The organism is Stenotrophomonas sp. PS02298 (assembly GCF_029959445.1).
Taxonomy (GTDB): domain Bacteria; phylum Pseudomonadota; class Gammaproteobacteria; order Xanthomonadales; family Xanthomonadaceae; genus Stenotrophomonas.
The window spans coordinates 1-12,690 of the sequence record NZ_JASCOR010000132.1; the positions used below are offsets into that span (position 1 = coordinate 1).

The 12,690-nt window shown below is 63.5% G+C and carries 12 protein-coding genes; all 12 read right to left on the bottom strand.

The window, feature by feature from the left end:
• Positions 1–77: 77 nt before the first annotated feature.
• Entirely contained in the window at positions 78–1,550 is a 1,473-nt protein-coding gene (locus QMX78_RS16350) for a flagellin (RefSeq protein ID WP_282271496.1), read from the bottom strand.
• A gap of 67 nt (positions 1,551–1,617) precedes the next feature.
• Complete coding sequence (gene flgL / locus QMX78_RS16355; RefSeq protein ID WP_282271498.1) at positions 1,618–2,820, bottom strand: flagellar hook-associated protein FlgL; 1,203 nt, start codon at positions 2,818–2,820, stop codon at positions 1,618–1,620.
• A complete protein-coding gene (gene flgK / locus QMX78_RS16360) occupies positions 2,820–4,697 on the bottom strand; it encodes a flagellar hook-associated protein FlgK (RefSeq protein WP_282271500.1) in 1,878 nt (625 codons plus the stop codon). The genes flgL and flgK overlap by 1 nt, the downstream gene beginning before the upstream one ends.
• A gap of 11 nt (positions 4,698–4,708) precedes the next feature.
• Positions 4,709–5,902, bottom strand: coding sequence for a flagellar assembly peptidoglycan hydrolase FlgJ (gene flgJ, locus QMX78_RS16365; RefSeq protein WP_282271502.1), 1,194 nt, complete (start codon positions 5,900–5,902; stop codon positions 4,709–4,711).
• A 1-nt stretch (position 5,903) separates the two neighbouring features.
• Positions 5,904–7,019 (bottom strand): flagellar basal body P-ring protein FlgI, encoded by a 1,116-nt coding sequence (locus tag QMX78_RS16370; RefSeq protein WP_282271504.1) that lies wholly within the window; start codon positions 7,017–7,019, stop codon positions 5,904–5,906.
• An 8-nt stretch (positions 7,020–7,027) separates the two neighbouring features.
• Entirely contained in the window at positions 7,028–7,717 is a 690-nt protein-coding gene (gene flgH, locus QMX78_RS16375; RefSeq protein WP_282271506.1) for a flagellar basal body L-ring protein FlgH, read from the bottom strand.
• A gap of 22 nt (positions 7,718–7,739) precedes the next feature.
• Positions 7,740–8,525, bottom strand: coding sequence for a flagellar basal-body rod protein FlgG (gene flgG, locus QMX78_RS16380; RefSeq protein WP_282271510.1), 786 nt, complete (start codon positions 8,523–8,525; stop codon positions 7,740–7,742).
• Between the two features lie 301 nt (positions 8,526–8,826).
• A complete protein-coding gene (locus tag QMX78_RS16385) occupies positions 8,827–9,576 on the bottom strand; it encodes a flagellar basal body rod protein FlgF (protein ID WP_282271512.1) in 750 nt (249 codons plus the stop codon).
• A 190-nt stretch (positions 9,577–9,766) separates the two neighbouring features.
• Entirely contained in the window at positions 9,767–10,987 is a 1,221-nt protein-coding gene (gene flgE / locus QMX78_RS16390; protein ID WP_282271514.1) for a flagellar hook protein FlgE, read from the bottom strand.
• A 31-nt stretch (positions 10,988–11,018) separates the two neighbouring features.
• Complete coding sequence (locus QMX78_RS16395; RefSeq protein WP_282271515.1) at positions 11,019–11,693, bottom strand: flagellar hook capping FlgD N-terminal domain-containing protein; 675 nt, start codon at positions 11,691–11,693, stop codon at positions 11,019–11,021.
• 26 nt (positions 11,694–11,719) lie between these two features.
• Positions 11,720–12,127 carry a flagellar basal body rod protein FlgC gene (gene flgC / locus QMX78_RS16400; protein ID WP_282271517.1) on the bottom strand — a complete coding sequence of 136 codons (408 nt, stop codon included), beginning with the start codon at positions 12,125–12,127 and terminating at the stop codon, positions 11,720–11,722.
• Between the two features lie 11 nt (positions 12,128–12,138).
• Positions 12,139–12,543: a flagellar basal body rod protein FlgB gene (gene flgB / locus QMX78_RS16405; protein WP_282271518.1), complete on the bottom strand. Its 405-nt coding sequence runs from the start codon at positions 12,541–12,543 to the stop codon at positions 12,139–12,141.
• Positions 12,544–12,690: the final 147 nt, after the last annotated feature.

The following is a 12,690-nucleotide window of genomic DNA, read 5'->3' on the forward strand; positions in this document are numbered from 1 at the left end:
GTGCCGAGCCATGCTCGGCAGGGGCATTGCCGGTGAAGCTCGTGCCGAGCATGGCTCGGCACTACAGCTGCGTTTGCTTACTTCAGCAGGCTCAATACGTTCTGCGGCGACTGGTTGGCCTGCGCCAGCATTGCCGTGCCCGCCTGCTGCAGGATCTGCGTGCGGGTCAGCTCTGCGGTTTCCTTGGCGTAGTCGGCATCGCGGATGCGGCTGCGTGCGGCAGACAGGTTCTCCGAGGAGGTGTTGAGGTTGGCGATGGTCGAGGTGAAGCGGTTCTGCACCGCACCCAGATCCGCACGCGAGGAGTTGATCGACTGCAGCGCAGCGTCGATGGCGTTGAGTGCATTGTCAGCACCGGTAGCCGAGAGCACGTCCAGATCCGCGAAGCCGGTTTCGGCCGCGCCGGCCGCCCAGTCAGTCGTTGTTGCCGCCGTCAGGCCGGTCTGTGCGGTCAACGATGCGCCGCCAGCAATGGTGAACTGGCCCGATGCCGAGGCCAACTGCAGATTGCCGCTGGCATCCAACGAGGCGGTGACGCCGGTGTTGTAGCTCTGGTTGTTGACGGCCTTCACCAGATCGCTGGCGCGCTGTGAGGCGCCACCGGCTGCGCTGAAGCTGATGGTTGCAGTGCCCTTGCTGCCGGTCAGGGTGAAGTTGCCAGCGGTGAAGGTGGCCGGGGTACCACCCACTTCGGTCTGGGCGCCGACCGTGCCGGTGAGACCACCGGAAATGGTGATCGGTGTGGCATTGGTGTTGCTCAGGCCGATATCGGTGCCGCTGACGCTGGCGGTAAGCCCTGCGATGTTGGTGCCGATTGCAGTGTTGACCGCGGTAGCCAAGCCGGCGGCGGTGGTACGCGCCGCGTCCGCTGCCACGTTGATGGTGGTGCCGCCAACCTGGAAGGACAGCGCGGCAGCCGGATCAGCCACACCTGCAAGGCTCAAGGTGCTGGTGCCGGGGGTGGGCGTGCCTGCGACGTAACCACCGTCAGCGGCGACAGCTGCTGCCGAGGCCGGCGTATCCACGCGGTTCCAGTTACCCAGTTCCTTGATGTTGGCGTTGGCGATCTGCGCGATGTTGATCACCTGGCCCTGATCGGCACCCACCTGGAACGCCTGGTTCTGGAAGCTTCCATCCAGCAAGGCAGTGCCGTTGAAGTTGGTCTGCTCGGCGACGCGCTGGATTTCGGCCTTCAGCAGCTGTACTTCGGCGTCCAGTGCGGCGCGGTCGGAAGGCGAGTTGGTCGCATTGCGCGACTGCACCGCCAGCTCACGGATGCGCTGCAGGTTGTTGCTGATTTCGCCGAGGGCGCCTTCAGCGGTCTGCGACAGCGAGATGCCATCGTTCGCGTTGCGGGCGGCCTGGTCCATGCCGCGGATCTGGGTGCTGAAACGCTCGGAAATCGCCAGGCCGGCGGCGTCGTCCTTGGCGCTGTTGATACGCAGGCCCGAGGACAGGCGCTGGATCGAAGTAGCCAGGCTGGAGCCGCTGGTGTTCAAATTCCGCTGAGCGTTCAGCGACATGATGTTGGTGTTGATGATCTGTGCCATGGGTACGTCTCCGTTGTGCTCGGTGCTTTGCGTTGTGGACTGGCAGATGTGCTGCCGTAGATGTAAATCAGCGAATCATGTTGAACAGCGACATCGACTGCATCTGCGTGAAGATGGTCTGTGCCGCTTGCAGCGCCGCGCCTTCGAGCTTGTACTGCCCGATTGCTTCGGCGTAGTTGAGGTCACGCATCTGCGAGAGCGAGCTCTCGAGCGTGACGGTGTTGGCTTCGCGCAGTGAATCAGCGTTGTCGATTGCAGTGAGCTGAGCGCCACCTGCAGCGCGCGTATCGATCATGCTGTTGGATGCCTGGCGAACATCGCGGATGCTGGCCTGCAATGCGTTCTGCTGGGCTGCCCTTGCCGCCGGGGTGGACGTGTCCATCTGCAGCGTCTGTACCAGCTGGTCGATGCTGCTGAACACGTCGCGGGTTTCAGCGGTAGCGGCGGTGAAGGTGTCGCCCACTGCCGGGGTACCGTCGATGCGCATGCGCAGCCCCTCGAACACGATGTCTTCGCCGCTGGTATGGGTGCCGGTAGCCACCACCGTGTTGCTGGCATCCACCACCTCATAGGTGTCCGTTGCGGTGAAGCGAAGGGTGTAGCTGTCACCGGTCCAACCACCGGAGCTGTCGCGGCCGATGTCGGTGAGCACGGCCTGGCCGGTGTTGCCGGCGGCAGCGCGCCCATCCACCGTGCCGTCGCCGGTACGGATGCGCATGAAGATCTCACTGCCGGGCAGCGCATCCTTCACGAAGGTGCCTGGCGAGACTTCGACCTGGCGCTGGGTCTGGTCGCCGTTGTAGGTCACCGTGCCGTTGCTAAGCGAGAACGGCGCGCTGGCATCGGCCGCGCCACCGAACAGATAACGGCCAGTACCGTCGGTGGTGTTGGCGAGCGCGAGCAACGAGTCCTTGATGGACTTCAGCTCGCTGGCCACAGCCTTGCGGTCCTCGACCGACAGTGCCGGGCTGTTGGCCTGGACAGTCAGGTCCGATACGCGCGTCAACATCTCGCCAGCCTGTGCCAGCACGTTTTCCTGCAGGCCGAGGCGGTTCTGCACGGCGTTGGCGTTCTTGCCCAGTTGTTCAAGTTCGGCCAGCACGCGGTCCATGCCCACCGCGGTACCGGATGCCACCGGATCATCCTTGGCAGTGACGATCTTCTTGCCGGTCGCCAGCTGCTGTTCAAGGTGATTCATCTTGCTCTGCTTGGACAACATCAGCGCAACGGACTGGTCATACATCATGTTGCTGGAGATACGGGTACTCATCAGCCCACCGCCTTCAGGATCGTCTGGAACATGGTGTCGGCGGTGGAGATCAGCTGCGAGGCAGCCTGGTAGGCCTGCTGCAACCGGAGCATGTCTGCCGCTTCTTCATCAAGGTTGACGCCGGAGATCGAATCCCGTGATGCCTTGGCGTTGTCGTTGATCACCTGCTGCGCCTGCAGCGAATAGTCGGCGGCGCGTGCAGCGGAGCCGATCTGCGTGGTCAGCCCGCCCAGTGCACCGTTCAAGGTGATGGTGCCGCCGTTGAACGCCTTGGCGTCCTCGACATCGGCCAAGCGCTTGGCATTGCCGTTGTCACTGGAGCCAGGCGCGGTCTTGGTGACATCGAAACGATCGCCAGCGGCAGGCTTGCCGTCGAGCACGACGTTCCAGCCGTTGGCACTGATGGTCTGACCCGGTGTGTAAGGGTAGGGGCCGGCCCCATCGATGGTGTAGTTGTTGGCATCGACGAAGCTGATCGACGCTGGATTGAGCAGGGCAGGGTCACCCGCATTCACAACATCCAGGTTGCCAAGCTTGCCGGTCCCGGTATTGGTCAGCGCGGCTGCGCCCTTGATCGGGTTGGCGGCAGCGACGCGCGACGGATCAGTGATCGCCACCGAGAGTTCATGGGTTGCGGCAGCGGTGGGCTGCAGCAGGAAACGGTCGTTGGCGGCGGGACTGCCGCCGACAACGAATTGAACGCCATTGACCACGAACGGATCGGCAGCAGTGCCTGTACCTGTCATCGGTACCGCGACGCCACTATCGGCGCGGCTCGCCTGCCACGTGCTGCCGTCAAATTTCAACAGCAGGTTCTGCCCGTCCAGCGCGCTCAGATCACCATAACTTGCGGTAAGGCTGGCGCTGCCAGCGTTACCGCTATGCGCCGAGACCTTCGGAATACCGAGGTTGAAGAAGTCCCCGCCCATGTCGCCATACAGGTCCATGCCTTCGGCGTGGGACTGATTGAAGGACTGCGCCATGCCAACCGCGATCCGGCCCAGCTCCGCTTGTGCCGGGTCCAGTACGGTTTCACGGAATTCCAGCATGCCGCCGATCTGGCCGCCCAACGCCTTGCTGTCCAGGGTGACCGTCATGCCCTGGGTCTTGATCGCAAGGCGCAGGCGTTCGGGCTGATACGGATCAGCGGCGGTGGTGATCTGCGAAGCGGTGGTACCAACGACCATCGCCTGGCCACCGGCGGAGTAGACATTCATCACCCCGCCGTCCTGGATCACCGCGGTGCCGCCGGTGTAGCCAACCAGCTTGGAGATCAGCTGGTCACGCCGGTCCAGCAGATCCGGTGCGGCGGCAGCGGCGTTGCTGCCGATAGCTCCGTTGATCTGCGCGATTTCCGATGCGAGCCGGTTGACCTCGTTCGCGGCGGAGATCAAACCGTTGTTGACCTCGCTGTTCAAACTGTCGAGGCTGCTGTTGAGCTGTTTGAAACGGCTGACCAGGGTGTTGGCGTTGTCCAGTACATCACGCCGGTCAGCGGTGCCGGAGGCATTGGATGCCAGTCCATTGACGGCGTCGAAGAAGTTGGACCACACCCCGCTGACGTTGGTGGCCGGGTCCGAGAACAGGGCATCAACCCGGTCAGCCATGCCGGACAGCTGTTGCAACCGTGCCAGTTCGCCATTGCTGTCGAGCAGACGTGAGATCGCCAACTGGTCGGCAACGCGGCGGATGTCGGTGATCTTGGTGCCGTTGCCGACATCGCCATAGCCCACGTCGCTGGGTTCGCGGGTGGCGAAATCCACTTTCTGCCGGCTGTAGCCGTCAGTCTTGATGTTGGCGACGTTGTGGCTGACGGTGGCCAGCGCCCGTTGGAAGGCGATCAGTGCGCTGGTGCCAGTGGAAAGAACATTAGACATGGACGGCTATCTCAACGACGGGTGATGCCGGCAAAACCGGCGTTGCTGGCAAAGGTCTGGCCCAGTCGCGCACCGGCATCACCGATGGCAGCGACGGCGCGCTCGATGGTGGGACCAGCGGCAATGGCAGCGATCTTGGCGGCGTAGGCCGGATCGGTGGCGTAACCGGCACGCTGCAGGCCCTGGGCGAAGCTGCGTACATCGCTGCCGGCGCTGAGCGCGGCCTGGTAGCGTGGGCTGGTCTTCAGCATGCGCACGTAGTCGCCGAAGCTCTCCGCCATCGAACCATAGGCGCGGAAGCTGGCGGTCTCGTTGCGTCGCTGGCCGTTGACGTATTCGTGGGTACCGGTCGTGGCGCGTTCGCCACTCCAGCCGGTTGCCTTGATGCCGAACAGGTTGTGGCTGCTGTCGCCGTTCTCGCGCTTGATATGACGCTTGCCCCAGCCGGTTTCCAGTGCGGCCTGGGCGACCAGTGCGCGCGGATCGACACCGAGCTCGCGCGCGGCACGTTCGGCGTGAGGCCAGATGCTGGCAACGAAGCCCTCGGGGGTGTGTTTGCCGAGCTTTTCCGCAGCGACGTTGGCCGTGGTGGCATCAACGGCGTCACCACGTTCGGCCGCCGACACCTTGCTCCAGCGGTCATTGCCCATCGCCCAATCGGCAGACAGTTCGGCCGGGGCAGTTCCCGGGTAGGGGTTGGTGTTGTTCAAGGAGGCGTGGAAGCTGCTGCTGTCACGGCCGGCAATCAGATCCAGTGCCTGTGCCTGCGGTGCCATGTAGGTGGACTGGTCATTGATGTTCAGCGAAGACAGTGGGTCCTCGCCGAGTGCCGGCGCTGCATTCAGCGGCAGGCCGGTGGCAGCGGGAGCGGCCAATTGATAGGCACGTGCCGCGGCGGCGGGCTTGATGCTGGCATCGACCGGCACGCTGGCTGCGCCTTCGGCGCCGCCCAGTTGACGCGCGATCATGGCGGAGAGGCCGAGCCCACGACCGCGCGTCATCGCTTCGGCAATGCGCTGGTCGTACATTTCGCGGAACATCTGGTTTTCACCCGGGAACAGCGAATCGCCGAAGCTGGCATCGCGCATGCTCTTGACCAGCATCTGCGCGAACTGGCCTTCCAGCTGGCGTGCAACCTTGTCGATCTTCGCCGGATCATTGGCGATGGCCGGATTGAGTTCCAGCGAGGGTGCGGCGATACGCATGTCAGATCACCTCAAGGTCGGCGGTCAGCGCGCCGGCCTGCTTGAGTGCTTCCAGGATCGCGATCAGGTCGCCCGGTGCCGCGCCAACTTCGTTGACCGCACGAACGATCTCGTCCAGGGTCGCGCCGCCATCAAAGCGGAACATGCGGCTGCCTTCGTTGCTGGCGGTGATTGTGGACTGTGGTGTGGCGACCGTCTGGCCACCGCCAAAGGCGTTGGGTTGGCTGACCTGGGTCGATTCGCTGACGGTCACTGTCAAGGAACCGTGCGAGATCGCTGCCGGGCTGACCCGCACCTGCGAGCCGATCACCACGGTGCCGGTACGCGAGTTGACCACGATGCGTGCCGGCGCGGTGCCTGGCGAAAGCTCGACGTTCTCGATGCGCGCCAGCATGCCGATGCGTGCGCCTGGGTCCGTCGGGGTCTGCACCGAAACAGTGCCGCCATCGATCGCACGCGCAGCACCTTCGCCGAAGGTGGCATTGAGGGCATTGACCATCCGCGAGACGGTGGTGAAGTCGTTCTGGTGCAGGTTCAAGGTGATGTCACCACCACCAGCGAAGACGTCGGGCAGGGCACGTTCAACCGTGGCGCCATTCGGAATGCGACCGGCGCTCGGAATGTTCACCGAGACGCGAGAACCATCCTTGCCCTGCGCACCAAAGCCGCCAACGATCAGATTGCCCTGGGCGATCGCATAGACCTGGCCGTCGATGCCTTTCAACGGGGCCATCAGCAAGGAGCCGCCGCGCAGTGATACGGCATTGCCGATAGAGGACACGGTGATGTCGATGGTCTGGCCGGGCTTGGCGAACGGCGGCAGCTCGGCATGGATGGCAACCGCTGCGACGTTCTTCAGCTGTGGATTCACATTGGACGGAACATTGACGCCCAGTTCGCCGAGCAGATTCTTCAAGCTCTGCACGGTGAAAGGCGCCTGGCTGGTGCGGTCGCCGCTGCCATCCAGGCCAACCACCAGACCGTAACCAACCAGTGCATTGCCGCGCACGCCGCCGACCTGGGCCAGGTCCTTGATCCGCTCGGCATCGGCGGGCAGGGCGGCAGCCAAAGCCAGTGCTGCCAGGGCAAGGGGGCGCATGAAAGAGAAAGTCTTCATCACAGTGCTCAGAACAGCGCAAACGCTGAGTTGAAGAAGCGGCCCAGCCAGCCCATCGCATTGGACTGCGCTACCGCGCCGCGGCCGCCATAGGCGATGCGTGCATCGGCAACCTTGCTGGAGGAAATGGTGTTGTCCGGGTTGATGTCCGCCGCACGCACCACGCCCTGGATCTGCACCAGCTCATCGCCCTGGTTCAACCGCAGGTTCTTCTGGCCTTGCACCACCAGGTTGCCGTTGGGCAGGCGCTGGATCACGGTGACAGTGACGCTGCCTTGCAGGCGATTGCTTTGTGCGCTGTTGCCCTTGCCGGCGAAGTCACGCTCTGACGATGCGGAGGCACCGAGGATGTCCTTGCCGCCCAGTGTCACCGGTGCGCCAAACAGGGTCGGGGTACCAACGTCGATATCGGACTTCTTGCTGATCGCGGTGCTGGCGGTGGTGGTGGCCATGGTGTTCTCCACCAGGGTGATGGTCAGCAGGTCGCCAACATCACGCGCGCGCCTGTCGCCATACAGATTCAAGCCAGGGCCGGCGGCGTAGATCGCGCCAGCCGTTGGCGCTGCGGCCTGCACCACGATGGGCTGGACCGGTGCCATCGGTGCATAGGGCCGCACGTCGCCCGCCAGTGTGCAGCCACCTATCAAGGCGGCGCACAAGGCGATGGAAAGTTGGCGCAGGAGTGGGGTGCTGCTCATGACGGTTTCCCTTGGCGACCAATCAGACGTTGTTGTTGAGGTAGCCGAGCATCGAGTCGGTGGTGGAGATGGCCTTGGCGTTCATTTCGTAGGCGCGCTGGGTTTCGATCATCGACACCAGCTCTTCGACCACGTTGACATTGCTGCCTTCCAGCGCACCCTGCACGACGGTGCCGAGGCCATTGAGGCCGGGCGTGCCGTTCTGCGCCGGGCCCGATGCGGTGGTTTCCAGGTAAAGGTTCTCGCCCTTGGCTTGCAGACCAGCAGGGTTGATGAAGTCGGTAAGCGTCAAGGATCCGATTTCGACTGATGCGGCTTCGCCAGCCATCTTCACGCTGATGGTGCCGTCGGTACCGATGGTCAGCGATTGCGCACCCTCGGGAATCTGGATGCCAGGCTGCACCGGGTAGCCGCTGTTGGTCACCAGCTCGCCCTGCGCATTGATCTGGAAGCTGCCATCGCGCGTATACGCCGAGCTGCCATCGGGCATCATCACTTCGAAGAAGCCACGGCCATTGGCCATCACATCCAGTGCGCGACCGGTCTGCTGTTGGCTGCCCTGTTCGAAATGCTTGGACGTGGCGACAACGCGGACACCGGTACCCAGCTGCAGGCCGGTTGGCAGCTGCGTCTGCGCCGAGGACGAACCACCGGGCTGACGTACCTGTTGGTACAACAGGTCCTCGAAGCTGGCGCGGTCGCGTTTGAATCCGGTGGTATTGGTGTTGGCCAGGTTGTTGGAGACAACCGACATGCGTGTCTGTTGTGCATCCAAGCCGGTCTTGGCGACCCACAATGCCTGATTCATGGTGCGATTCCTTGGTGACGGATACCGGCCGATTGGCCCTTGCCTGTGTCAATGCATGGGCTGTGCCAAAACCGGTGTCGGAATGTCGGCGCTGGGTGCCGTGACGTTGCGCTGGCCTGCGGTTGTGGCCGTGCCTGCCGTGTGGCATGGCTGCGCATGCGCCTGCACGTCGCGTGCAGGTTGAAAAGGAAGAAGCGTGGGTTGGACGACGTCGCGGCAGAAATGGGTAGACCACCATTTCCTGTACTGGCCCACGCGAAGGCGAGGGCACACGCAAGGCATGCGCGCTGGCGTTGTTCTATCAGCCGTTGAGACGCAACAGGCTGTTGGCACTGCGCGCGTTCTCGTCGCCGTGCTTGATGACCTTTACCTGCATTTCAAACTGGCGCTGCAGCTGGATCATCTGCACGAGTGCGCCGGCCGCATCGACATTGCTGGATTCCAGCATGCCGCTATCCAGGGCCTTGCCTTGGCGTTGGGCAAATGGCTGTTGCGGATCGGTGTTGCGCATCAGTCCGTCGAGACGCCGTTCAAGCCGTTCATTCGGTGCATCAACCACGCGTAGGCGGCCGATCATCGCCATCGTCTGTGGACCTTCGCCCAGCGGGATGATCGACAAGGTGCCGTCGTGACCTATCTCCATCGCCTGGTGCGGCGGCACCGCGATCGGATTGCCATTGTCATCGAGAACCGCATTGCCTTCAGCGGTCACCAGCTGGCCGTTCGGCGTCAACGACAAGGCGCCGCTGCGGGTATAGGCCTCGCTGCCATCGCTGGACTGCACCGCCAGCCAGCTGCCCGGCTGCAGGGAAAGGTCCAGCGAATTGCCGGTGATCTGCTGCGCGCCGACGCGGCGATTGAAACCCGCGTCGACATGCACGGCATCCACCCGCGACGGAAACCCCGGCCCCTGGATGCGGAACGCCTCGGTATTGGCCAGCGCTTCCTTGAAGCCCGGGGTGTCCGAGTTGGCCAGGTTGTGCGACACGGTGGCCTGTGCCTGCAGCGAGGCACGGGCGCCGGTCATGGCAACGTAGAGGGCTTTGTCCATAGGGCGGGGATTCGCAGGTTGGTAGTCGGGGGTGGAAAGTGGAAGCAGGCTTGGGGCAGCGATTGGCGAAGCGGAGCAAACCACTCGCCTTTCCGTCAACAAGCAACATCATGGAAAGACAACAGCGGAGTCGGGCCGTGAATCGGCAAACTGCTGGCCAATCCCCGATCCCGACTTGCCAATCCCAGCGTCAGCGGATGTTGATGATGGCCTGGGTGACCTGGTCCTGCGTCGAAAGCATCTGCGAGTTGGCCTGGAAGTTGCGCTGCGCAACGATCATGTTGACCAGCTGCTCGGTGAGGTCCACCGTTGAGGCTTCCAGTGCGCCGGCCTGGACCTGGCCGAAATCCGAAGAGTCAGGCGCGCCGACGCGCGGGTTGCCCGAAGAGAAGGTCTCCACCCACAGGCTGTTGCCCTGGTTCTGCAAGCCTTGCGGATTGTTGAAGGTGGTCAATGCCACCTGGCCCAACGGCTTGTCGTCGCCATTGGAGTACCGCGCATAGACAACGCCCTGCTCGGAGATGCTGATCTCATTGAGCTTGCCGGCAGCATAGCCATCCTGGCGGGTATCGCGTACCGCGAATTTTTCGCCGTACTGGGTTGAGCCTGCGACATTCAAGGTCAGGTTGACCACGCCGGCGCCGGTGCTTGGCGTGAACGGTGCCAAGGTGATGTCGCCATTGGCCGGGCTGATCAACGCGCCGGCGTTGGAGAACTGCAGCAGGGTCGGTGCGCCAGCAGGCTGGCCATCCACATAGTTGTGTACCTGCCACTCATTGGCGGTACCGGTCTTCACGAAGTACGAGGTCTGGGTATGGCTGACGCCCAGCGAGTCGTACACGGTGATGCCACCGGTGGAGTGGTTGTAGGTATTGGAATCGGCCGGATCGAATGGCGTTACCGTCGGTGCCGGCGCATTGCCGGGCAGGGTGAACGCCATGTTGACCAGGGTGCTCTGCTTGGGCGGGCTGTCGGTATTGAGCAACTGCAGGTCGGTCAGCTGGCCATCAAAGCGGGTGCCGTCAGCGTTCGGTGCAAATACCTGCAGGCGTGCGCCCTGTGGATTCACCACATAGCCGTTGTTGTCGGTCTGGAAGTTGCCTGCGCGCGAGTACACGCGCGCGCCGTTCATGTTCAGGGTGAAGAAGCCTTCGCCGGCCACGGCAAGGTCCAGGCTGCGCCCGGTCTGGCTGATATTGCCCTGCGAGAACTGCTGCGCCACATTGCTCAGGCGTGCGCCGGAACCCATCGCGTTGCGTGACAGGCCATAGCTGGTGGCGTTGAACAGGTCCGCGAACTCGGCGCGGGATTCCTTGAAGCCGGTGGTGTTGACGTTGGCGACGTTGTTGGCGGTGACATTCAGGTCGGCGTTGGCCGCGTTGATGCCCGACAAAGAGACATTGAAGCCCATGGCGATACTCCTGGGAAATCGAAGAGGGGGCTCAGCTGACGCGGAGCACGTAGTCGAGCGGGGCAGTGCCCAGCCCCTTGAGGTTCAGGTACAAGCCATCGGACCCCACCGTCACGCTTTCAACTTCAGCCTCGACGTAGGTGGCGAGCTTGGTTTGTTCACCGGCGCTATCGGTGTGGTTGGCGGTAATCGTGTAGCTGCCAGCCGGCATGCGCTGGCCATCGGCATTGGTGCCATCCCATTGGAAGGCAACCTCGCCAGCAGCGTTGGCCGGTACGGTCAGCTGATTGACCTTCAGGCCATTCGCATCGGTGATGTCGACGGTGACCGTACCGGCCGACGGCGCCGCAACCGTGCCGCTGGTGCCGCCCTCGGCCTCCAGTGAGACCTTGGTGGAGGGCACCATCACGTCATGCCCGACCAGCGCCGCGCCGCGCAGTACCTGGTCGCTTGCCATGGATTCCTGGAAGCCCTTCACCGAAGTGTTCAGATCACTGATGCCCTGCACCGTGGACAGCTGCGCCATCTGCGCGACCATCTGGCTGTTGTCCATGGGTTTGGTGGGATCCTGGTGCTGCAGCTGGGTAGTCATCAGCTTCAGGAAGTCGGCTTGATCCAGCGAGCCCTTGTTCTTGCTGGTGGCCGTGGTGTTCGGCGCAGTGAGGCCGAGCGACGTGTAGAGATCGGAGTTGACGCTGGTGCTCATGTCGGCAGATTCCTGGGGGAGTGGGCTCAACGGCCCATCGTCAGCGTGGCCAGGGCAAGTTCCTTGGCGGTGCTGAGCATTTCCACGCCGGCCTGGTAATTGCGCGAGGTGGAGATGAGGTTGACCATCTGCGCGACCGGGTCGACGTCGGGCGAATACACATAGCCTTCGCCATCGGCAAGCGGATGGTTGGGTTCGTAGCGTTTGATCGGCGGCGCATCGCTCTGTGCGATCTCCTTGACCTGCACGCCGGTCAGGTTTGGATCATTGCGGCTGGTAACGGCCTGGAAGATCGGTTCCAGCGGCTTGTAGACCGCCTGTGGCGACCCCGCGATCGAATCGGCATTGGACAGGTTGGAGGCAATGGTGCTCATGCGCACCGACTGCGCCTGCAGCGCCGAGCCGGCAATATCAAAAATGGGCAGGTTGCTCATGGCGTGCTTCCTTACTGGCCAGTGATGGCGGTGAGCATGGTCTTCACCTTGGACTCGACGAAGCTCAGCGACGCGCGGTATTCCAATGCGGCGCGGCCATAGGCGGCGCGCTCGGTATCCGGGTCGACGGTGTTGCCGTCGAGGCTGGGCTGGGCACCTTCGCGCAGGATCTGGAACGGGTTGAGCCCGTTGGCGCCGCCGATGGCGTAGTGCTGCTCGGCCGTGGTGGTCAGCAGGCCATTGCCGCTGGTCGCGCCTTGGGCATTGCGCAGGGCGGCATCAAAGTCGAGGTCGCGGGCCTTGTAGCCGGGCGTGTCGGCATTGCTCAGGTTGCTGGCGATCAGCTTCATGCGCTGCTCGCGCAGCGGCATCGCCTGGGCGTGGATGCCGAGATAGTTGGAAAACAGGTTGGCCATGTGGAACCTCCCACGGAACGTTGCCGGGGAAGCTGCAAAACCTGTGCCAGAAAGCCCTGTAGTGGGGGGGGGGGGGGGGGGGGGGGGGGGGGGGGGGGGGGAGCTGAGGGCCGGGGGCGGGGCGCCGCGGCGGCGGGCGGCGGGAGG